Origin of the sequence: Curtobacterium sp. NPDC089689, from assembly GCF_044749145.1 — a bacterium.
In the GTDB taxonomy this organism is placed as follows: domain Bacteria; phylum Actinomycetota; class Actinomycetes; order Actinomycetales; family Microbacteriaceae; genus Curtobacterium.
Genome location: NZ_JBIVHJ010000004.1, coordinates 237297 through 257278, shown reverse-complemented (window position 1 = coordinate 257278; position 19982 = coordinate 237297). Strand labels below are relative to the sequence as shown.

Annotated in this window: 21 protein-coding genes and 1 tRNA gene; 12 read left to right on the top strand and 10 right to left on the bottom strand. The window is 72.0% G+C overall.

The genetic code is table 11. The features are described from left to right. Positions 1-151: 151 nt before the first annotated feature. Positions 152-1117: a DMT family transporter gene (locus ACIPYW_RS15970; RefSeq protein ID WP_400415244.1), complete on the bottom strand. Its 966-nt coding sequence runs from the start codon at positions 1115-1117 to the stop codon at positions 152-154. Positions 1118-1166: 49 nt separating this feature from the next. Further along, a complete protein-coding gene (locus tag ACIPYW_RS15965) occupies positions 1167-1721 on the bottom strand; it encodes a TetR/AcrR family transcriptional regulator (protein ID WP_400415242.1) in 555 nt (184 codons plus the stop codon). Positions 1722-1787: 66 nt separating this feature from the next. Here ACIPYW_RS15965 and ACIPYW_RS15960 point away from each other — a divergent pair, with 66 nt between their 5' ends. Further along, the gene (locus ACIPYW_RS15960) at positions 1788-2531 is read left to right on the top strand and encodes a hypothetical protein (RefSeq protein WP_400415240.1); all 744 of its coding nucleotides are present in this window, start codon (positions 1788-1790) and stop codon (positions 2529-2531) included. Between the two features lie 60 nt (positions 2532-2591). Here ACIPYW_RS15960 and ACIPYW_RS15955 read toward each other — a convergent pair. After that, positions 2592-2667, bottom strand: a tRNA-Val gene (locus ACIPYW_RS15955). A 62-nt stretch (positions 2668-2729) separates the two neighbouring features. Between ACIPYW_RS15955 and ACIPYW_RS15950 the strand changes: the two genes are divergently transcribed. Next, positions 2730-3275: a hypothetical protein gene (locus ACIPYW_RS15950; RefSeq protein WP_400415237.1), complete on the top strand. Its 546-nt coding sequence runs from the start codon at positions 2730-2732 to the stop codon at positions 3273-3275. 3 nt (positions 3276-3278) lie between these two features. Here the strand turns inward: ACIPYW_RS15950 and ACIPYW_RS15945 are convergent, their stop codons facing one another. After that, positions 3279-3716 carry a GNAT family N-acetyltransferase gene (locus ACIPYW_RS15945; protein ID WP_400415234.1) on the bottom strand — a complete coding sequence of 146 codons (438 nt, stop codon included), beginning with the start codon at positions 3714-3716 and terminating at the stop codon, positions 3279-3281. A gap of 215 nt (positions 3717-3931) precedes the next feature. Between ACIPYW_RS15945 and ACIPYW_RS15940 the strand changes: the two genes are divergently transcribed. Continuing rightward, positions 3932-5449, top strand: a complete 1518-nt coding sequence (locus ACIPYW_RS15940; RefSeq protein WP_400415231.1) for a putative Ig domain-containing protein — start codon at positions 3932-3934, stop codon at positions 5447-5449. Between the two features lie 73 nt (positions 5450-5522). Then, on the top strand, positions 5523-6368 hold the full coding sequence (locus ACIPYW_RS15935; protein ID WP_400415229.1) for a PHP domain-containing protein: 846 nt from the start codon (positions 5523-5525) through the stop codon (positions 6366-6368). A 3-nt stretch (positions 6369-6371) separates the two neighbouring features. On the opposite strand, the gene ACIPYW_RS15930 is transcribed toward ACIPYW_RS15935, so the two are convergent. After that, on the bottom strand, positions 6372-6674 hold the full coding sequence (locus ACIPYW_RS15930) for a hypothetical protein (RefSeq protein WP_400415225.1): 303 nt from the start codon (positions 6672-6674) through the stop codon (positions 6372-6374). 53 nt (positions 6675-6727) lie between these two features. Between ACIPYW_RS15930 and ACIPYW_RS15925 the strand changes: the two genes are divergently transcribed. Continuing rightward, on the top strand, positions 6728-7408 hold the full coding sequence (locus ACIPYW_RS15925) for a hypothetical protein (protein ID WP_400415223.1): 681 nt from the start codon (positions 6728-6730) through the stop codon (positions 7406-7408). Between the two features lie 322 nt (positions 7409-7730). Here the strand turns inward: ACIPYW_RS15925 and ACIPYW_RS15920 are convergent, their stop codons facing one another. Together ACIPYW_RS15920 and ACIPYW_RS15915 are read right to left on the bottom strand one after the other, a co-directional pair. Further along, positions 7731-9089 (bottom strand): 6-phospho-beta-glucosidase, encoded by a 1359-nt coding sequence (locus ACIPYW_RS15920; RefSeq protein ID WP_400415221.1) that lies wholly within the window; start codon positions 9087-9089, stop codon positions 7731-7733. After that, positions 9086-9895 carry a DeoR/GlpR family DNA-binding transcription regulator gene (locus tag ACIPYW_RS15915; protein ID WP_400415219.1) on the bottom strand — a complete coding sequence of 270 codons (810 nt, stop codon included), beginning with the start codon at positions 9893-9895 and terminating at the stop codon, positions 9086-9088. Before ACIPYW_RS15915 ends, ACIPYW_RS15920 begins: the two co-directional genes overlap by 4 nt. A 174-nt stretch (positions 9896-10069) precedes the next feature. On the opposite strand from ACIPYW_RS15915, the gene ACIPYW_RS15910 reads away from it, so the two are divergent. Genes ACIPYW_RS15910 through ACIPYW_RS15895 form a run of 4 tightly spaced genes read left to right on the top strand, consistent with a single transcriptional unit; the run spans position 10070 to position 14231 of the window. After that, positions 10070-11035, top strand: coding sequence for a carbohydrate kinase family protein (locus ACIPYW_RS15910; RefSeq protein ID WP_400415217.1), 966 nt, complete (start codon positions 10070-10072; stop codon positions 11033-11035). 51 nt (positions 11036-11086) lie between these two features. Then, a complete protein-coding gene (locus ACIPYW_RS15905; protein WP_400415214.1) occupies positions 11087-12445 on the top strand; it encodes an extracellular solute-binding protein in 1359 nt (452 codons plus the stop codon). An 11-nt stretch (positions 12446-12456) separates the two neighbouring features. Further along, a complete protein-coding gene (locus ACIPYW_RS15900) occupies positions 12457-13410 on the top strand; it encodes a carbohydrate ABC transporter permease (protein ID WP_400415213.1) in 954 nt (317 codons plus the stop codon). Beyond that, positions 13407-14231, top strand: coding sequence for a carbohydrate ABC transporter permease (locus ACIPYW_RS15895; protein WP_400415210.1), 825 nt, complete (start codon positions 13407-13409; stop codon positions 14229-14231). The genes ACIPYW_RS15900 and ACIPYW_RS15895 overlap by 4 nt, the downstream gene beginning before the upstream one ends. 125 nt (positions 14232-14356) lie before the next feature. On the opposite strand, the gene ACIPYW_RS15890 is transcribed toward ACIPYW_RS15895, so the two are convergent. Further along, a complete protein-coding gene (locus ACIPYW_RS15890; RefSeq protein WP_400415208.1) occupies positions 14357-14833 on the bottom strand; it encodes a GNAT family N-acetyltransferase in 477 nt (158 codons plus the stop codon). Positions 14834-15019: 186 nt separating this feature from the next. On the opposite strand from ACIPYW_RS15890, the gene ACIPYW_RS15885 reads away from it, so the two are divergent. From ACIPYW_RS15885 to ACIPYW_RS15875, 3 genes are all read left to right on the top strand, one after another. Then, the gene (locus tag ACIPYW_RS15885; RefSeq protein WP_400415206.1) at positions 15020-15547 is read left to right on the top strand and encodes a hypothetical protein; all 528 of its coding nucleotides are present in this window, start codon (positions 15020-15022) and stop codon (positions 15545-15547) included. Between the two features lie 105 nt (positions 15548-15652). Then, positions 15653-16633, top strand: coding sequence for an aldo/keto reductase (locus ACIPYW_RS15880; protein WP_400415203.1), 981 nt, complete (start codon positions 15653-15655; stop codon positions 16631-16633). Next, positions 16627-17211 carry a hypothetical protein gene (locus ACIPYW_RS15875; protein ID WP_400415201.1) on the top strand — a complete coding sequence of 195 codons (585 nt, stop codon included), beginning with the start codon at positions 16627-16629 and terminating at the stop codon, positions 17209-17211. Before ACIPYW_RS15880 ends, ACIPYW_RS15875 begins: the two co-directional genes overlap by 7 nt. Before the next feature lie 37 nt (positions 17212-17248). On the opposite strand, the gene ACIPYW_RS15870 is transcribed toward ACIPYW_RS15875, so the two are convergent. Both ACIPYW_RS15870 and ACIPYW_RS15865 read right to left on the bottom strand, forming a co-directional pair. Further along, entirely contained in the window at positions 17249-18835 is a 1587-nt protein-coding gene (locus ACIPYW_RS15870) for a phenylacetate--CoA ligase family protein (protein ID WP_400415198.1), read from the bottom strand. Continuing rightward, positions 18832-19869 carry a hypothetical protein gene (locus ACIPYW_RS15865; protein ID WP_400415196.1) on the bottom strand — a complete coding sequence of 346 codons (1038 nt, stop codon included), beginning with the start codon at positions 19867-19869 and terminating at the stop codon, positions 18832-18834. Before ACIPYW_RS15865 ends, ACIPYW_RS15870 begins: the two co-directional genes overlap by 4 nt. Positions 19870-19982: the final 113 nt, after the last annotated feature.

Here is a 19982-nt window from a genome sequence, read left to right as displayed (position 1 = left end):
CGCGCGGGGCGGACGGCCCGGTCGGCGGCCGCCCCGCCGGTGGGGGGGGCGGGGGGGCGGCGGCGCCCCCCGGCGGGCGCCCCCCCCCCGCGGCGGGGGGGGGGGGGGCGCCCCCCCCCCCCCCGGCCCCCCCCGGCCGTGTCTGGTGTGGTCAGGACCGGGTGGGCCGCCGGACGGGCGGTGCCACGAGGAGCACCAGCGCGGTGCCGAGGAGTGCGAGGCCGGCCCAGCCGGCCGGGCCGAGGCGCTCACCCACCACGAGGACGGCGAGGACCGTCGCGACCGCGGGTTCCAGGAGGGTGATCGTCGTCGCGGTGCTCGGTCGGACGGAGGCGAGACCCACGCCGAAGAGCAGGTAGCCGAGGAACATCGGGACGAGCGCCATGTAGAGCCCCACCGCAGCGTCGGACGGTGAGGTGACGAACGGGCCGCCGGTCAGGAGGAGCACAGGCAGCAGGAGCACGCCGCCGGTGCCGAAGACCGCTCCCATCGACGCGGCTCGTCCTGCGCCGGCGCCCATCAGGCGGTGCGCCGCCCACGAGTAGACGGCGTACGTCGCGCCGGCGACGAGGCCGAGCAGCACGCCGAGCACCGTGGCGCCCGGGTCTGCGTCGGCGGCAGCGTCGGTGGCGCCGTGTGCCGCGCCCGCGCCGGAGAAGCACAGCACGGTGCTGCCCGCAACGCCGATCGCCGCTGCGACCACCCACCGACGCCCGAGCGGACGGTGGTCGACGACCCGCTCGAGGACACCCGACGCGAGCGGCGCGGACGCCAGCGACACCACGGACCCGATCGCGACCCCGGCGACGTGCATGGAGCTGTAGAACGCGAGCGGGTAGACGGCGACCGCCACACCACCGAGGACCACCAGCCAGCGGTGCCGTCGCACCACCGGCCAGGCGGCACGCAGGGGTCGGACGGCGATCGCCGCTTGCAGGAGTCCACCGACGCCGAGGGCCGCGGCGCCGATCGCGAGCGGACCCGCGGTGGGCGCGGCGGCCGCGGCGGTGCCGGTGGTGCCCCAGAGCACGGCGGTGACGACGATCGCGAGGACGCCCAGGCGCCCTGCGGCCGGAACGCGGCCCGCGCGGGGTCCGTCGTCGTGCGCTGTGGGCACCGGTCACCTCCGGGGGTTCTGGGCTCTCATCCTGTCGGACGGCGGCGGGTCAGCGCGAGTGCGCGTCCGTGATCCCACACAGGTACGCGGCGAGCACCGATCGCACGTCGAGTGGTGCCGCGTCGGCGATCCGTTGGAGGAGGAGCGCGTCGACGAGTGCGACGAGCTCCGGGGCACGCTGCTCCGGATCGGAGACTCCGACAGTGCGGAGCAGCGCGGCGCCGACGGCGTCGAGCCGCTGCCGCACGGCGTCCGCGGCGGTGAGCGTGCTGCGGAGCTCGTCGTCGTCGCGCAGCTCGACGAGCAGGAGGTACCGGGCGACCTGGGCGGCGTGACGTTCGGCGATCGTGTCGAGGAACGTCGCTGCGACGACAGCCGGATCGCCCTCGGCCGGGAGCACCAGCGCGTCGAGGTCCGCGTCGAGCTGTGCGCTGATCCGCCCGGTGACCAGCCGGAGGAGTTCGCGTCGTGACCGCGCGTAGTACGACGTCGATCCCGGCGGCAGGGATGCCTCGGCATCGACAGCACGGTGCGTGAGGGCTCGCGAGCCGCCTCGGGCGATGCAACGGATGCCGGCGTCACCGATGTCGTCGCGTCTGGTCATGCCTGGCCCCCCTCTGGACGCCCGACCGTACCATCCTCTACATTTGTAGAGGACGGGGAGGACGTCATGGGAACAGCGCGGGTGGCCGTCATCGGCGGCGGTCGGTCCGGCGCGGCGATCGCCGCCGCGATCGAGCGAGCAGGCGGGAGCCCGGTCCTGCTCTCACCCTCCCGCGGGTTCGACGTCACCCGCGACGACGTCGAGTCCGCGATCGGCGACGCGATCGCGGTGGTCGAGGCCACCGGGCGCTTCACGACGAGCCGCCGACGAGCCTCGGCGTTCTTCACGGCGTCGACGAAGGCGGTCTCCGACGCCACGAACCGGACCGGCGCACGACACGTCCTGCTGTCCATCGCGCAGTGCACCCGACCGGACGTGCAGGGGTACGGGTACTTCGCCGGCAAGACGGCCCAGGAGACGCTCGCTCGATCGACCAGCCGGCACCTGCGCATCGTCAGGTCGACCCAGTGGTTCGAGTTCACCGAGCAGAACCTCGAGCGGATGCGGTCCGGACCGATCGCCCTCGTCCCGGGCATGCTGATCCAGCCGGTCGCGCTCGACAGTGTGGCCGACGTCATCGCCGCTGCAGCACTCGACGCGGACCATGCGCCCGTCGACGAGGTGGCAGGCCCGGACACCACCACGCTCTGGTCGATGACGCGCAGGCTCGGCGGTCACCGACCGTGGCCGCTGCCACTGCCGATCCCCGGGCGACTCGGCTCCGCGTTCCGCGGTGGCGCGCTGCTCCCCGGACCGGACGCGGTCGTGCAGGGGCCGTCGTTCGCGGAGTGGCTGGCGAACCGGGCATGAACGGGTGCGCGCGGGCCGCTGCCGGGTGGCGGTGGTGGGCCCTGACGGCCGCGGTGGCGGTGGTGGGCCCTGACGGACTCGAACCGCCGACATCTTCGGTGTAAACGAAGCGCTCTACCAACTGAGCTAAGAGCCCCTGCCGCACCATCCTAGGGCGTTCGGGAACGGAACGCCCCCGGCGACCGTAGGGTCGGGGGCATGGCGCGCGATGGCGAGTACGCGATCTTCCTCAACGGCTCGTACGGCGTCGGCAAGTCCGCGGTGCTCGATGCTGTCGGCGACCGCTTCGCCGCGACCGGACGCGCGTTCAGCCTGATGGACGTGGATTGGTTCCACCGGTCGTGGCCGGTCGCGGAGGGCGACACGGAGAACACCGTCCTCGAGGCGCGGAACATCGCTGCCGCCTGGGCGAACTACCGGGCCGCGGGCCCGCGGCAGCTCGTCCTCAGCGGTGTCCTCACGAGCAGCGCGGACCTCGACCGGTACGCGGAGGCGGTCGACCTGCCCGTGCGGTCGATCCGGTTGGTCGCGCGCCCGACGACGATCGAGGCTCGGCTGCGGAGCCGGTACGACCAGCGCCGTCAGCACCACCTCGAGTGGCATCTGGACAGGTTCGAGCGGATCGCCGAACGACAAGCAGCCGCGGACCTGGACGAACTCGTCGTCGACACGGACACCATCGCGCCCGCCGACGTCGCTGACATCGTCCTGCGACACTTCGAGCTCACCGCAGGCGACGTCTGACGGTCACACCTCGCCGGCACGGAGGGTCATGAACACGTCGACGTCGTCCTCCTCGTCGCTGACGAACCCGAGCCGCTCGTACAGGCGACGGGCGGCACTCCCCTGCAGCACGTTCAGCCGCGTCGGCCCTGCGTGCGGTTCGTCGAGCACCGTCCGGAGCACGGCGGAGCCGATCCCCCGCCCCTGCAGCTCGGGCGCGAGGTAGAGGTGTTCGATCCACCGGGTGTCTCCGTCGAGCCGCGTCGTGACGGAGCCGACGTCGGCACCGTCGACGACGACCACGCGGCTCCACGCTGGCCGCCACGCGTCCCGCATCCGGGAGCGCACCCGCACCTCGTCGAAGACGCCGAGCCGGACGAGGTCATCACGGAGCACCACCGCGCGGAGTTCGACCAGCCAGTCGATGTCGGAGGCGACGGCTGGTCGGAGCGACGTGTCCATCCTGCCCAGGGTAGAGCGAGTCGGGCTCCTCCGGCTCGTCGGGCGCCGTGCCCTCGGTCCTGAAGGGTCGTTCAGATGTCCTGGTGCTCACGCGTCCTGACCAGGGATTTCCGCGGACCCCCTCGAACGCGTGACACCGGTCGACGGCCGTCCCGACCGTATGCTGCGCGAACGGACAGCGACGCGTGGTGTCCGACGACCGAGGAGGACCCCCGTTGCTGCACCGAACCCCGAACCGTCGCCGTGCCTGCACGACCGGAGCGATCGTCGCCGTCGTGACGCTCGGGACCCTGCTCGGCGCGACGTCCCCGGCCGCCGCAGCGGAGGAGGCAACCGCCGCGGCCTCCGGCATCCCCGGGGCCTCCGGCGTGACCGGCGTCGGCCCGGAGACGGACCAGCAGCCCGATCAGCAGGTGACCGGGTCCGGTGACACGGGTCCGACCACGGACGCCGGTCCGGCAGCGACCGGCTCGACCGGCAGCGGGCCCGCCGGGTCAGCGACGGCATCGGCCACGACGGACGCGGGTTCGGGCACGGGCTCCGGCTCGGGCGCGGACTCGGGCTCCGGCTCGTCGTCGGGCACCTCGAGCGCGACCGCGGACACCGCCGTGACGATCGACGGCACGGCCGCCGTCGGTGCCACCCTCACTGCGCGCCCCACGGGGTTCACCGGTCCGGTCACCTCCACGTGGTCGGCCGACGGCACCGCGCGGTCGGCCGACGGTGACACCTACGTCCCGACCCGTGCCGACGCCGGCAAGGTCATCACCGTCACCGTGTCGTCGACCACCGACCCGTCGCGTTCGGCGAGCACCGACAGGGTGACCGCCCCGCCGGCCTTCGCGGACGCCACGACGCCGGACGACCCGATCGCACTCACCACCGGTGCCGGCGAGGCCTTCAGCCACACGTTCGCCGCCACCGGGTTCCCGGCGCCGACGTACTCCGTGCAGTACTGGGACGAGCACGCGACCCCCGAGGAGTCCGAGGGCGGCGAGTCGTCGTTCCTGCCGTACGGCCTCACGCTCGACCACGCGACCGGGGTCCTCTCCGGCACGTCGGACTACGCCGGCACCTACGCCTTCCGCATCGTCGCGACCGACGGCACCACGAGCGTGTCCCAGTACGTGACGGTCACCACGACCCCGGCCGCGCCGCTCGGCGTCGAGGTCACCGCCGAGGACCGCGGCACGTTCCTCACGGCGCACTCCACGAGCTGGGTCATCGAGCGGGACGGCACCGTGTGGACGTTCCAGAACGAGACCACCCACGAGTCCGACGGCGGCTACACGACCATCGGTTCCGGGTTCGAGGGCGGCCGACCCACGATCGACCAGGGCGGCACACTCCTCGTCGGTGGGAACCTCGTCGACCGCTTCGGCAACGCCGTCGACGCAGACCGCTGGCCCCCCACACCGACGACCGTCACGTCCGACCACGCCTCGGACGTCATCGCCCCGGACGATGAGTGGACCGACATGACCGACGTGACGTTCCCGCAGGCGTCGACCCACCGGATCAGCGTCGCGGCCGAGGGCTTCAGCACCGCGTTCCTCGTCGACGTCCGCCCGACCGCGACCACCACCACCGTGCGGACGGTCGCGACGCCCACCCGTCACGAGCTCGCCTACACCGGTTCGGACGCGAAGACCCTGCTGCCGTGGGCCGCCGGCCTGTTGCTCGGCGGCGTCGCGATCACGGCGGTGCGCGGGGGCCTGCGCCGCCGCCGCTGACCGTCCCGGAGCGCGCGTCCCGCTCTGCGTCGCGGGCTTGTCCGCCACGGTCCGGACTGGCAGGGTCGGTCGCATGACGTTGCCCGCCGACGCGCACGTGCACAGCGAGTTCTCCTGGGACGCCGGATCGGACCCGGCTTCGCCCGGCTCGATGCGACGCACCTGCGAACGAGCGGTCCGGATCGGACTCCCCGCCCTCGTGTTCACCGAGCACCTCGACCTCGAGGACCACTGGCGAGCCGAACCGGACGACCTCGGACCGCACGCCCGCGCACTGGTCGACGAGCACGGTGCGGTCCGGCTGCCGCCCCTCGACGTCGACGGCTACCTGGACGCGGTCGAGCGCTGCCGCCACGACTTCCCGGAGCTCACGATCCTGACCGGCGTCGAGTTCGGTCAACCCCACCTGTGGGACTCCGCCGCAGTCGACGTGCTGCAACGGGTCGACCGCGTGAACGGTTCGCTGCACATGCTGCCGTTCGAGGGAACGGACCGCACCGAGCCGATCACGCTCTACCGGCACCGGTCACCGTCGGAGGTCGTGTCGGCGTACCTCGAGGAACTCCCGCGGATGATCGCCGGCTCGGACTCCTTCGCGGTCCTCACGCACATCGACTACGCCGCCCGGGCATGGCCCACCGCCACCGCCGGGCCGTTCGACCCGCGCGCGTTCGAGGAGGGGTTCCGCGCCGGGATGCGCGCGCTCGCTGCCTCCGGTCGGGCGCTCGAGATGAACACCCGGCGGCTCTGGCCGTGGGTGCCGCAGTGGTGGGCCGAGGAGGGCGGGCGCGCCGTGACCTTCGGGAGCGACGCCCACAGCGCGGACGGCCTCGCGGCAGGCTTCCCCGAAGCGGTCGCGATGGTGGAGCACTTCGGGTTCCGCCCCGGCCGCCGACCCGAGGACTTCTGGACGCGCTGACGCTCAGCGGCCCCGGCCGGGCGTCGTGACCGCCCCCTGCCACACCCACACCCGGTACCGGGAACCGTCCCGCCGCGCGACCTCCACCTGCACGGCACGATCGGTGTACGCGACGACCACCGCCCGCTCCTGCACGCGGACCTCCACGAACCGCAACCACACGTCGACCACCTCGCCGTCGGACACCGGGACCGCGGGCTCCGGACCGATCTCCTCGCGCGTCAGGGTCACGGGGTACGGGCGCGTCAGGAACTCGTTGACCGCGGCGCGCGAGACATCGGTTCCGTACCGGCGGTTCTGACCCATGCCGACCATCGTGCCACGGATTCGAACACACGTTCGAACGGCAGGATGGCGACATGGACCCCGCCGACGCGTTCCTCCACCACCTCACCCCCGAGCAGCCGTGGACCGACGTGGTCGCCACACTGGAGCGGCTCGGCTGGACGCCCTGCGGGGCCGGCGACTGGGCGACAGCGCTCCGCTCCCCGTCCGGCGCCCTCGCCGCGCGCATCAGCCCGTTCGACCCCGCCGGGCACTACTCCGCACTGCTGTACCGCCGCGCGGCCCACACCCGGCAGGTGCCCGCACTCGTCGAGCACCGCGTCCTCGAGGGCGGCGCCGACCTCACCGTGATGGAGCACCTCGAACCCGTCCCCGAGGACGTCGGCACCGCGTTCCACCGCGCCCTCGCGACGAGGGACCCGTCGGTGGCCGAGCTCGCCGCCCACATCGAGGACGTGCACGCCCTGGGCCGGGCCGAGCAGCCGTGGTGGGGACCGCTCGACGACAACCCCGCGAACGTCATGCGCGGACCGGACGGCCGGATCGTCGTCGCCGACCTGTACTACGCCGACGGTCCAGCGCTGTACGCGACCGTACGCAGCGACCCGGACCGCATCGTCCGTGACTACCCCGAGCACCTCCGCCGGCACATGACCGAGCTCCCGCTCGCGAGTTCCGGCGGGTGGGCGCCCGGTGACGCTGAACGGATGCGAGCGGCGCTCGCCGCGGCGGACGCACGGACACGGGGTCGCTGACGCGACCAGGGCCGGACGGGAGGCGCGGGTCGGCCCCGCACCGCGCCTCCCGTCCGCTGCGTCCTCGCCACGCCAGGACGCCAGCACCCCACCGCGCCCGCGTCGCGCGCCCGGCACCCGACTGAGGGTGCGTCGACTTCTCATCCCTCCGGATGATGCGCCGGCGGCGCGACCCGCGACATGCTGGTCGCGGTGAGGGGAATCCGGTCGTCCGCGACCGCGGTCGTGGGGGCCGCGGTCGCGGCCCGGTCTCTCCCGTGACCTCCGCGTCCCGCGGGAGCACGACCCACTGCGCGAGGACCGCCGCCTCCGTGCACACCTCCTACTTCGTGAGCACCGCCGCCACCTCGGGGATGCGGTCGACGTAGCCGCGCACCAGGTCGCGCGCGACACTGACGCTGTCGACGAGCGGGTGGAGCGCGAACGCCTTGAGGGCCTCGTCCTTCGAGCCGGTGAGCGCCGCCTGGATCGTGTGCCGTTCGACCGCCTTCACCTGGGACATGAGCCCGATCTGGTGGAGGTCGGGCTGGTCGGTCGTCATCGGGTGGACGCCGTTCGCATCGACCATCGTGGGGACCTCGACCACCGCGTCCCGCGGGAGCCCGGCGATCGTGCCGTTGTTCCGTACGTTGAGGATCATCGTCTGGCGCTCGTTCCGGCTGATCGCGGCCATCACGCCGAGCGCGACACCCGCGTAGCCCTGGTGCGACGGGTCGGTCTCACGTTCCTTCGGGTCGACCGGGTCGTCCTGCGTGCCGCCCTTCGCCTCGGCCATGTACGAGGCGCTGCGCCGACCGACGGTCTCCCGCCAGAGGTCGGCCACGCCGTCACCCGCGGCGGTGGCGCGGTCGTAGAAGGCGGACTGGCTCTCGGCGAGGAAGTCGCCGCGGGTCTTCCCCGACGAGACGATCGACCGGACCGCGTCACGGTTGAAGTAGTAGTAGTACAGGTACTCGTTCGGGATCGATCCGAGCGAGCGGATCCAGTCGAGGCCGAAGACGTGGCCCTCTTCCATCGCGCCGAGCCGGCCGTCGTCGGCCATCAGCTCGGGCAGGACGTCACGGCCGTCGTACATGACGCGGCGCATCCAGCCGAGGTGGTTCAGCCCGACGTAGTCCATCTGGACCCGCGTGTGGTCGAGCCCGAGCATGCCCGCGACCCGACGCCCGAGTCCGGACGGGGTGTCGCAGATGCCCAGGACACGGTCACCGAGGACCGTCTGCATGGCCTCGGTGATGATGCCGGCCGGGTTGGTGAAGTTCATGACGTGGGCGTCCGGGGCGAGGTCGCGGATGACCTTCGCGGCGTCGACCATCACCGGCACGGTGCGGATCGCGTACGCGAGCCCGCCGGGGCCGGTGGTCTCCTGCCCGAGGACGTCCAGGTCGAGCGCGACGTGCTCGTCGCAGCGGCGCCCCTCGAGCCCGCCGACCCGGAGGGCCGCGAACACGAAGTCGCTGCCCTCGACCGCGCGGTGCAGGTCGGTGGTCGGTTCGAGCACGGGTGCGTCCGGGAACTCGGCGGCGAGCTCGGCGAGGATCGCGACCATGGCGTGCAGCCGGACCTCGTCGACGTCGTAGAGCGCGACCCGGTCGACCCGAGGGCTGCCGGTGTCGCGGAGCAGGGCCTGGTACACGTACGGCGTGCGGAACCCGCCGCCCCCGAGGATGCAGAGCTTCATGTGACGATGACCTCTCCGCCGGCGTTCCGGCTGTGGGCGAGTGTGTCGTCTGGCGCGCCGGTCGTGGTGATCAGCGTGTCGACGTCGGTGAGGGAGCAGAGCCGGAGCGCTCCGGTCCCGGGGAACTTCGCTTCGGAGGCGAGCAGGACGACACGCTCCGCCGCGGCGATCATGGACTGCTTGATGGGCGCCTCGACCGCCATGTTGTCGACGACGTGCCCGTTCGCGCGGACGCCCGTGCACGACAGGAAGAGGACGTCGGCGCTGACCTGCTCGAGCGCGGCCTCGGCGAGGGACCCGACCAACGTGTGGTAGTTGCGGCGGACGACCCCGCCGAGCAGGACCAGCCGCACGGCGTCGTCGTCGCGCAGCACGTCGAAGACGGCCAGGTTCGTCGTGATGACGGTGATGTCGCGCCCGCGCAGGAGTTCGGCCACGAGCGGCGTGGTGGTGCCGATGTCGAGGATGACGACCTGGCCGTCCTGCACCGTGCGCGCCGCCGCGACCGCCATGCGGTGCTTCAGGTCGTGGTCGCCGGCGGCCTCGAACGGGGCCTCGACGACCTCGTCGTCCGGGTCGCCCACGCTCCCGGAAGGGCCGGGAGCGGGATCGAGCGAGGTCTGGCGAGGAGCGACGACCGCGCCGCCCCAGGTCCGGACGAGCTCGCCGTTCCGGTCGAGCATCTCGAGGTCCCGCCGGATGGTCGCTGCGCTGACCCGCAGCGCGAGCGCGAGCTCCTGCACCGATGCCGCGCCGTCGGCACGAAGGGCGTCGATGATGCGGTTCTGCCGCTCGCGCAGGATCATGCCGCCCACCATAACCCCGATCGCGCAGATTCACGCACAAATGGACACACGAAATGGCGCACTCGAACAGACTTAACAAATCTGGCGCAATCGAGTAACGTCGCCGCAACACCGATCGCGCAGGCTCGAACACACGCGGTCGATCCCCCTGATCCGCGATGACGAGGAGCAGCCGTGACCCAGCCGAACCCGACGCCGGTCCCCGGAGTGCTGCTCTTCGCGGGCGACGTGTACTGCGACCTGGTCTTCGCCGGGGTGACCGCCCCCGAGCAGGGCGCGGAGGTGTTCGCCGACGCGTTCACGGTCACGCCGGGCGGTGTGGCGAACCGTGCGGTCGCCGCAGCGCGGGCCGGAGCACCGACGAAGCTCCTCAGCCGACTCGGTGACGACGTCCTGGGGCGGCACGTCCACCAGGTGCTGACCGAGGAACCGTTGCTCGACACCACCCTGCTCGAGCTCGTGCCCGGTCTGCAGAGCGCCGTCTCGGTCGCGCTCACCGGCCCCGAGGACCGCAGCTTCATCACCTACGAGGAACACCCCGGTCCCCTCCACGTGCCGGACGACCTCGGCCCGGTCGCGGCGACGCACGTCGGCATCGCCCGCCCGCTCCCCGACTGGGTGGCCGCCCTCCGACGCGGCGGCACGACCGTCGTCGGCGGCGTCGGCTGGGACCACACCGGCGAGTGGTCCGGCGACGTGCTCGACCGGCTCGCCGAGGTCGACGTCTTCGTGCCGAACGACGTCGAGGCGATGCGGTACACGCGCACCGACACGGCGCTCGACGCCGCGAAGGTCCTCGCCGAGCGTGTGCCGCTCGCCGTCGTCACCCGCGGTGCCGACGGCGTGGTCGCGGTCGACTCCGCGAACACGGTCGTCACCGAGAGCACGATCCCGATCGACGTGGTCGACCCGACCGGCGCCGGTGACGTGTTCGTCGCCGCGTTCATGGCCGGCGACCACCACGGCTGGGACCTCCCGACGCGGTTGCGCTTCGGCGCAGCCTCCGCCGCGTTCGCCGTCACCGGACTCGGTGGTGCGGCGAGCGCCCCGCACCCCGACCAGCTCCGGACGTTCGTCCGCCGCGCGGCCCCGGACGACGACTGGTCGTTCCTGGACGCCGTCGCCCTCACCGACGCCTGACCCTCCCGCCCACACCCGATTCGCTCCCTCCCACCCGAAGAACGGACCACCATGAAGCACTCCAGCAAGGCGACGCTCCTCCTCGGTGTCGCGGCGGTCGTCGCCCTCGGTCTCACCGGCTGCACGCCGGGCGGATCCGCAGCGCCGGCCGCCTCGCAGAGCCTCGGCCCCGTGTCGAAGGACGTCGGGTCGGGGAAGACCACGCTCACCGTCTGGGACCAGAACACCGACACCGGCATCAACGACGCGCAGCAGGAGCTCAACGACGAGTTCGAGAAGGCGCACCCGAACATCACCATCAAGCGGGTGTCCCGGTCGTTCGCCGACCTGAAGACCACCCTCAAGCTCGCACTCTCGGGCAACACCCCGCCGGACGTCGTGCAGGCGAACCAGGGCTACCCGGACATGGGGGCGTTCGTGAAGGCGGGGTTCCTCCGTCCCGTGGACGACTACGCGAAGCTCTACGGCTGGGACGACCACTACCCGTCGAGTCTGCTGAAGCTCAATTCGTTCTCCTCGGACGGCAAGACCTGGCAGGGCGACGACCTCTACGGCGTCTCCCAGACCGGTGAGCTGGTCGGGCTGTACTACAACGAGGCGGTCCTCCGGAAGGCCGGCATCGACAGCCCGCCGAAGACGGTCGCGGAGCTCACCGAGGACATGCGGAAGGTGAAGGCCGCGGGCACGTTGCCGCTGAGCTACGGCGACGTCGAGAAGAGCCCCGGCATCCACCTCTACGGCCTGGTGCTCTCCGCCCTGGCCGGTCACGACGCGGTGAACGACCTCGTCGCGGGCAAGTCCGGCAGTTGGACGGGTGACGACGAGGTCCAGGCCGCGAAGACCATCGCCGGCTGGGTCGACGACGGCTACGTGACCGAGGGCGCGAACGGCGTCTCCCGCGACGACGCGGTCGCCGCCTTCGGCAAGGGCCAGTCGGCGTTCCTCATCACCGGCACCTGGTACCAGGCCACCCTCGAGGCGGCGTCCTCCGCGAAGGACATCGGGTTCACCGCCCTCACCCCGGACGGCGCGAGCGGCCCGGTGACGATGGGCGGCGAAGGCCTCGCGTGGGCGATCACCTCGAAGACGAAGAACGCGAACGCCGCCGCGGCCTACATCGACTTCGTCACGAACGAGGACGCCGCGAAGGTGCTCGTCGACAAGGGCAACCTGCCGACCGTGGTCCCCGAGGGCGACCGGCCGGATCCGGGCACGATCGCGGGCGACATCACGAGCAACTACGAGTCGATCTCGTCGTCGAACAGCATCACCCCGTACCTCGACTACGCGACCCCGACCTTCTACGACACCATCACGGCGGCGATGCAGGACCTCGTCGCGGGCAAGGCCTCCCCGGAGCAGTACACGAAGACGCTCCAGGACGACTACGCCGGCTTCGTGAAGCAGTAGGCAGGAGCACCGTGACCCAGTTCACCGGCACCACGGCGGGCGCTGCCGACCGCAGCACCCGCCGTGGCCGGACCCGCCAGGCCACCGGTGGCCGCAAGCGGCGGCGGAGCCTCGTCGCCTACCTCTACGTCCTCCCCGCGTTCGTCGTGTTCGCCGTGTTCCTCGGCGTGCCGTTCCTGCAGAGCGTGCAGTACTCGTTCTACGACTGGGACGGCCTGTCCGTGGCGACGTGGGCCGGGTTCGCGAACTACGCCAGCGTGTTCACCGACGCGCAGCTCCGAGCGTCGTTCGGGCACGCGCTCGTCCTCATGGTCTTCTACGCCGCTGTGCCCGTCGTGGTCGCGCTCTTCCTCACCGCGCTCATCTCCCGGGCCAACGCCCTCCGGGGCATGTCGTTCTTCCGCACCGTGCTGTTCCTCCCCCAGGTGATCGCGTCCGTGGTCGTCGCGACGATCTGGGTGTCGATCTACGCGGCCGACGGACTCCTCAACGACGCGCTCCGGCTCGTCGGCCTCGGGCAGTTCGCCCAGGTCTGGCTCGGCGGGTACGACACCGCCCTCCCCGCCATCGGCTTCGTCGGCACGTGGCTGAACGTCGGCCTCTGCCTCGTGCTGTTCCTGTCCGGGGTCGGCAACATCCACCCGAGCCTGTTCGAAGCCGCTCGCATCGACGGCGCGGGCGCTGCCCGGGAGTTCCTGTCCATCACCCTGCCGTCGCTCCGCGGGCAGATCGCCGCGGCCCTCACGCTGACCGTGGTGTCCGCCCTGAAGACCTTCGACCTCGTCTACGTGACGACGAGCGGCGGCCCCGGGAACTCGACGTCGGTGCCCGCGTTCGAGGCCTACAACCGGGCGTTCCAGACCGGGCAGGTCGGATCCGCTGCAGCCGTGGCGGTGTCGCTCACCGTCGTGATCATGATCGTGACGGCACTCATCAGCCGTCTCCAGCCGAAGGACGTCGCATGAGGCTCTCCGTCCGCGAGAAGACCGTCGACTACGTCATCCTGTCGCTCTTCGCCCTGTTCGCGATCATCCCGCTCATCGGGGTGCTGCTCTCCTCCGTCACGCCCTCGGCCCAGAACTCGGGCGGGTTCACGGTCCCCACGACGATCGACCTCGGCAACTTCGGCGCCGCGTGGAACCAGGGCCACTTCGCGTCGTACATGCTCTCGAGCGTCCTCGTGACGGTGTCGGTGGTCGTGCTCACCGCGGTCCTCGCCGTCTTCGCCGGGTTCGCCTTCGCCCGACTCGACTTCTTCGGCTCGAACGTCATCTTCTTCGTCATGCTCGCCGGCCTCATGCTCCCCGCCGAGGCCTTCATCATCCCGCTCTACTTCAACCTGCGGTCCGTCGGCCTCACCGACACCTACACGAGCCTGATCCTCCCGCAGACCGCGCAGTCCCTCGCGTTCGGCATCTTCTGGATGCGGAACCAGTTCCGCAGCTTCCCCGGTGAGGTCATCGAAGCAGCCCGCCTCGACGGTGCCCGCGACGTCCGACTCCTCTGGCAGGTCATCGTGCCGTCGTCGGTCGCGCCGATCATGACCATGGCGCTCCTCGTCACGATGTGGACGTGGAACGAGTTCCTGCTCCCCCTCGTCCTCATCACCAGCGAGGACCACCGCACCGCCCCGCTCGGCCTCGCCTTCTTCAAGGGCGCGCACCTAACGGACTTCTCGCTGCTCTCCGCCGCCGGGGTGATCGTGGCCCTGCCGATCGTCCTGCTCTACTTCTTCCTGCAGAAGCGCTTCATCTCCGGGATGCTCGGCGGCATCGCCGACCGCTGAGCAGGTGGCCGGCGCCCGCCGCGGGCTGCGCGCCGTGATCGTGCCGACCGCCGGACGGGAGGCACGGTGCGGGCCCGCTCCGTGCCTCCCGTCCGGCGGCTGGTCACGCCTGACGCGTGGCCGCGTCAGAGAGCACGCGCGTAGTCGATCGTCGGGTACGCGACGAAGCCGAGCGACTCGTAGAGCGCACGGGCCGGCGCGTGGAACGCGTCGCCGCCGGTGCCGATGTGGACGACGCGGACTCCGCGCGTCCGCAGCTGATCGACGACGTCGACGCACAGCGCGCGAGCGATGCCGCGGCGGCGGGCGTCGGGGTGGACGGCGACGAGTTCGAGCCGTCCGGAGGTCCCGCCGGTGATGTTCCAGCCGACGTAGCCGAGGGGGCGGCCGTCTTCCTCGGCGAGGGTGACGAAGCGGTCCTCGTCAGGCGCGAGGAGCGACGGGACCTCGACGCGGTAGTCGTCCTGCCAGCGACCGTGGTCGTGGGCGGTGACCTCGGGGCGGGCGGCGGGTAGGGACGTGGTGAAGAGCGGGCGGAAGGCCTCGATGGTGAGGTCGGTCAGCGCGGCCAGGTCGGCCCGCGTGCAGTCGCGGATGAGCATGGGGGTCCTTCGGTTCGTGCGCGTGCTGATCGGCTCCCGTCGAGGTGGACGGGAGCGGGGACGGCCCGTGGCCGTGGATCAGCGGCGGGTACGCCAGCTCGCGAAGCACTCCATCTCGACACCGTACGCCCGGTCCGGTCCGCTGTGACCTGGTGGGGCACCGGAACGGCGGGTACCGTCGACCCCGTGCAGGGCATCGGGATGGTCGACGAGGCGGGACGGCTCCGCCTGATCGGCGCGGGAGCTGCGGGAGCGGCGTTCGGTGTGGTCCTCGTCGTGCTCGTGCTGTCGTCGTGGACACCGGCGACCCCGACGGTGCTGGTCGTCGTCGGCGTGCCCGCGGGTGCCGCCGGCGCCGCGATCGGCGTGCTGACGACGATGCGCTCGTGGCGGCTCGACGGCGGCTACGAACGGTCGGTCGAGGCGCAGCGCTGGGTGGCCGACGGGGCGGTCCCCGCCGGCGTGCCCGCCGAGGTCTGGATCCCGATGCTCCAGGCGCAGGCCGACCGCGAGGGCGCGGGGTGGGGCAAGGTGCTGCTCGGCGTGCTGTGGATCGCGATGTCGTGGTCGATGCGCGACCAGCACGGGCCGCTCGTGACGACCATGCTCATCGGGCTCTGGGTCGGGCTGGCGCTGTGGGGCGGCGTGGTCGTCGTCCCCCGGGCCCGAGCGGCGCGGGCGCTGCTGCGTGAGCGGGTCGCCGCGCTCTCCTGACCCCGTGCCCGCCGGTCCCCACGCGCTGTCCGAACGCGGGCGAGCACGGTCCGCCCTGCGCGCTGCCCGGCAGCCGGGCGGGACCGCGTGACTACGCTCGGCAGCATGCAGAGTCGCACCCTGGGCCGCACCGGCCGCGCAGTCTCCCCCGTCGGCCTCGGCACCTGGCAGTTCGGTGGTGACTGGGGACCCGTCAGCGAGCAGGACGCGAACGCCGTGATGGACGCGTCCGTCGAGGCCGGCGTCTCCCTCTTCGACACCGCAGACGTGTACGGCGACGGCCGCAGCGAGCAGCTCATCGGTGCCTGGCGGGCGTCGAACCCCGAGGTGCCGCTGACCATCGCCACGAAGATGGGTCGTCGCGCCGAGCAGGAACCCGCGAACTACGTCGCCGCGAACTTCCGCGGGTGGGTGGACCGTTCCCGGAGGAACCTCCGTCAGGACACCCTCGACCTCGTGCAGCTGCACTGCCCGCCGACGCCGGTCTTCGAGGACGACGCCGTGTACGACGCCCTCGACGCCCTCGTCGCCGACGGCTCGATCGCCGCCTACGGCGTCTCGGTCGAGACCGCCGACCAGGCGCTCACCGCGATCGCCCGGCCCGGCGTCGCCAGCGTCCAGATCATCCTCAACGCGTTCCGGCTCAAGCCGCTCGACCGCGTCCTCCCGGCCGCACGGGAGGCAGGGGTCGCCGTCCTCGCGCGCGTCCCGCTGGCATCGGGGTTGCTCTCCGGCAAGTACACGCCGGACACGACGTTCCCCGAGCAGGACCACCGCAACTACAACCGGCACGGCGAGGCGTTCGACCAGGGCGAGACCTTCAGCGGCGTCGACTTCGAGGACGGCGTCCGCGCCGCCCAGGCGTTCGCGGCGTCACTCCCCGAGGGCGTCTCGGTCCCGCAGGCTGCCATCGCGTGGGTGATCGCGCAGGACGGCGTGACCGCGGCGATCCCCGGCGCGCGCAACCCCGAGCAGGCACGGTCGAACGCCGAGGCCGCGTCGCTCCCCGAGGTCGACGGCCTCGACACGACGGTGCACGAGCTCTACGACGAGTGGTTCCGCGCCACCGTCCACGACCGGTGGTGACCCACGGTGGGCGCACCGCTCGCGCCCTCATCAGCGGGGCCGCCGCCGTGCTGCTCCTCGCGGGGTGTTCCTCGGGCGCGGTCATCGGCACGACCGCAGGGACCTCGACCGATGCGCCACCGTGGCCCGCTCCGACCGACCTCACTGCCCGCGCCGAGGCCGCCGGGCTGTCGAACGTCTGGGGGCAGAAGCTCGCCGAGCACGTGCACACGCACCTGACGATCCTCGACGGCGGCGAGTCGGTCACCGTGCCGGGGAACATCGGACACTCCGACAAGACGGAGTTCGCGGCGCAGATCCACACGCACGACACCTCGGGGATCATCCACGTCGAGTCGCCCACGAAGGACTCGTTCACGCTCGGCCAGTTCTTCGACGAGTGGGGGGTGTCGATCGGCCCGGCGCACGTCGGTGGTCTGCACGGCGACCTCACCGTGTGGGTCGACGGGCGGCGGTTCTTCGGCAACCCGCGGTCGATCGAGCTGACGAACCTGCGGCAGGTCGTGCTCGAGGTCACCACGATCGGTGAGGTCCCGCACCGCCCGGCCCCGTTCGACTGGCCGCCGCAGTACCACTGACGTGCTCCCGGCCGCGACGGCCGCGGCGGCCGCGGGCTCAGGCCTCCTTCGGGGCCGTCCAGGACAGGTCGAGCTCCCACTCCGCGACGGCACCGGCACCGAGCTGCCACACGTACTCGTTCTTCAGCTTCCGCCCGTCGTCGCGGAACGGTCCCGTCCGGTACGGGTAGAACGCCACCGTCGGCAGGGTGCCGGGCGGCGCGGTCCGGATCGCGTTCGAGAAGTCCTTGTTCAACCGCCGCAGCTCGGCGACCACCGCGGGGCGAGCGGCGTCCGCGTCGAAGCCGTCCGCGTGTCCGCTCGCGCCGGATGCCAACTGGAACGCGATGTGCAGCTGGCGGTCCCCGCGGTCGTCCTCGTAGCTGATGAGCCGGTGGTTCTCCACGGCCTCGAGGAGGCCCGGGTCGCCGTACACGACGTCCCGCACCACGTCGGGCGCGACCACCGCGCCGTTGTAGTCGACGGAGAGGTCCGAGCGTCCGTAGTGGAACAGCAGCGGCAGGTCGAGCTCGGCGGAGTCCGCGAGCTCGTCGAACCCGTGCGACCGGAGGGTCTGCTGCAGCGAGCGCATCCGCACGACGTGCCCACGGTCGTGGATGTTGTAGCGGATCCGCGGGCTGATGTTCTCCGACCGGGTGATCGTCACGACGAGCTCGCCGCGGTCGTTCGTCTCGATGAGGTAGCCGAACGGGTTGAACTGGAACACCATCGGCAGGACGCCGTACTCCCCCTGCTTCGTGAGCGCCGCCGACAGCTCCGGCGACGCCGCGATCGCCCGCCGCAGCGCGACCGAGAACGGTGTCTCGATGCCGAGGTTGATCTCGAGGTCGCTCGCCCCGTACGACCCGAGCACCGCCTGCGCGTACTGCTCGATGTGGGCGCGCATGTTCTCACTGATGCCCTCACCGCCGAACGCCGCGACGATCGTGTAGCGACTCCAGTCGAGCCGGTCGTCCTCGAACAGTGCCTTCAGGAACGGCGGGTAGCTGCAGATGATGTACGTGAAGTCGGGGCCGAACTCCCGCATCGTCTGCACGATCTTGTCGCGGTCCGGACCGATCGACTTGATCATCGACGACTCCGTGAGCGACGCCGTCACGTTCATGCCGGTCGCCCACGCCCCGAGCGAGAAGGCGTTCAGCACGAACGGCTGCTTCGGGAGGTCCTTCGCCGTCCGCGAGAACCCGAGCTGCAACAGCTGCCGGGTCGCCTGGCGCTCGTCCGGGCCGCGCACCCAGCTCGTCGGCGTGCCGCTCGAGCCGCTCGACTCGTCGACGACCACACCGCGGCGCGGGAGCCGCCCGTCGAGGCAGCGCTCCGGGATGCTCCACCGCTTGACGTACGAGTCCTTGTCCATCTCGGGCAGGTTCGCGAGCGCGGCGGCGATGCCACCGCGGGTGTCCAGACGGGAGGCACGCCCCTGTTCCGCCAGGAACGCCCGGTACGCGGGCACCCGCTTCGCCGCGCGCTCCGCCGTCCGCCAGGCACGCCACCGCCCGAGGGTCCACCGCAGCGGCTCGATCCCCGGGGCGAGCAGGAGCTTGTGGGTCTGCACCCGCGGCATGAACAGGGCGACGAAGGTCTCCACCACCCACACGACGGAGAACACCGCCGCGCGCTTCACGAGTCCGCCCCGATCGTCATCGCCGACGCCGGACGCCGGTGCGCCAGGGGCGGTGGCGCGCTGTGCCCGAAGCGGAAGAGCATCCAGGCCATGTCACCGCCGGACTCGTCGACGCCCGCTCGCTCCACGAACGCGGCGTGCGAGCGCGGGTTCGTGATCACCGTGCCGAAGGGGTGCAGCGCGATGCCCCGAGCCACGAAGTCGAGCCAGATGCGCATGAAGACCCGGCCGGCCTCGACGTACTCGGCCGGCGAGGAGAACGGGCCCTCCAACCATCCGAGCTGCCGGACGCCCCGCATGGTCGACAGGTACACGCGCTTGAACAGCCCGCCGACTCCCGGCGCCTCCCACAGCCCACGGTGCTCCATCGCGAACCGCAGCACCGGGCCGGGCATGAGCATCGTCTCGGCGGACAGGCCGTCACCGGTCTCGGCGGCCTGCCGCTTCGAGAAGCGCAACCAGTGCAGGATCTCCTCGTGGACGGCGTCGTTGCGGAGGTCGTCGAACAGCGTCTCCTGGTTGACGCGCACGATCTCGTCGACCGTCGCACGGTCGGCGGTCGACCGGAAGCGGTGCCCGGAAGCCGCGGCGATGTCGGCGGCGGCGGACACGGCGGCGGCGTCCACGAGGGTCGCGTCGTAGGGCCTGCGCGACGTGCGCCGAGCGGAGAACCGGGCCAGTGCCTCCCGGTCGTCCGCGGTGACCGCGTGCGGACGCAACGTGACCCGACCGAGCCGGTGCAGGTGGTCCGTCGGGTCACGGTCGAGCCGGGAGAAGTCCATCTCGGCGTGGTCGAGGTCCTCGGTCACCGCGAAGCCGTGCGCGCGGGCCACGACGTCGAGGCCCGCGAGGAAGACCCCGGCGCACACGTGCCCGAACGGGATGCCGAACGACTCGGCCGGCAGCCCCCGACGCAGGTCGTAGTGCACGGTCGCGGTCCGGTCGTCCTCGACGCGGAGCACGATCGGCTGCGAGTTGTGCGGTGACGGGTAGTGCCGGGCGTCCTCGACGATGCCGGTCCACGGTGCTGCCATCGTTCCCCCTCGGTGGTCGTGGCGCCGATGCTACCCACACCCCTCCGACGCGCATGCCCCCGGCGACATGCACGAGGCCCCCACACGCCACGTGGGCGGGCACACGAGGCAGG

What these genes read in the sequence shown, in the direction of transcription:
- ACIPYW_RS15965 (WP_400415242.1), bottom strand. Translation starts at nt 1,721, where the DNA reads ATGACCAGACGCGACGACATCGGTGACGCCGGCATCCGTTGCATCGCC.
- ACIPYW_RS15960 (WP_400415240.1), top strand. Translation starts at nt 1,788, where the DNA reads ATGGGAACAGCGCGGGTGGCCGTCATCGGCGGCGGTCGGTCCGGCGCG.
- ACIPYW_RS15950 (WP_400415237.1), top strand. Translation starts at nt 2,730, where the DNA reads ATGGCGCGCGATGGCGAGTACGCGATCTTCCTCAACGGCTCGTACGGC.
- ACIPYW_RS15945 (WP_400415234.1), bottom strand. Translation starts at nt 3,716, where the DNA reads ATGGACACGTCGCTCCGACCAGCCGTCGCCTCCGACATCGACTGGCTG.
- ACIPYW_RS15935 (WP_400415229.1), top strand. Translation starts at nt 5,523, where the DNA reads ATGACGTTGCCCGCCGACGCGCACGTGCACAGCGAGTTCTCCTGGGAC.
- ACIPYW_RS15930 (WP_400415225.1), bottom strand. Translation starts at nt 6,674, where the DNA reads ATGGGTCAGAACCGCCGGTACGGAACCGATGTCTCGCGCGCCGCGGTC.
- ACIPYW_RS15925 (WP_400415223.1), top strand. Translation starts at nt 6,728, where the DNA reads ATGGACCCCGCCGACGCGTTCCTCCACCACCTCACCCCCGAGCAGCCG.
- ACIPYW_RS15920 (WP_400415221.1), bottom strand. Translation starts at nt 9,089, where the DNA reads ATGAAGCTCTGCATCCTCGGGGGCGGCGGGTTCCGCACGCCGTACGTG.
- ACIPYW_RS15915 (WP_400415219.1), bottom strand. Translation starts at nt 9,895, where the DNA reads ATGATCCTGCGCGAGCGGCAGAACCGCATCATCGACGCCCTTCGTGCC.
- ACIPYW_RS15905 (WP_400415214.1), top strand. Translation starts at nt 11,087, where the DNA reads ATGAAGCACTCCAGCAAGGCGACGCTCCTCCTCGGTGTCGCGGCGGTC.
- ACIPYW_RS15895 (WP_400415210.1), top strand. Translation starts at nt 13,407, where the DNA reads ATGAGGCTCTCCGTCCGCGAGAAGACCGTCGACTACGTCATCCTGTCG.
- ACIPYW_RS15890 (WP_400415208.1), bottom strand. Translation starts at nt 14,833, where the DNA reads ATGCTCATCCGCGACTGCACGCGGGCCGACCTGGCCGCGCTGACCGAC.
- ACIPYW_RS15880 (WP_400415203.1), top strand. Translation starts at nt 15,653, where the DNA reads ATGCAGAGTCGCACCCTGGGCCGCACCGGCCGCGCAGTCTCCCCCGTC.
- ACIPYW_RS15865 (WP_400415196.1), bottom strand. Translation starts at nt 19,869, where the DNA reads ATGGCAGCACCGTGGACCGGCATCGTCGAGGACGCCCGGCACTACCCG.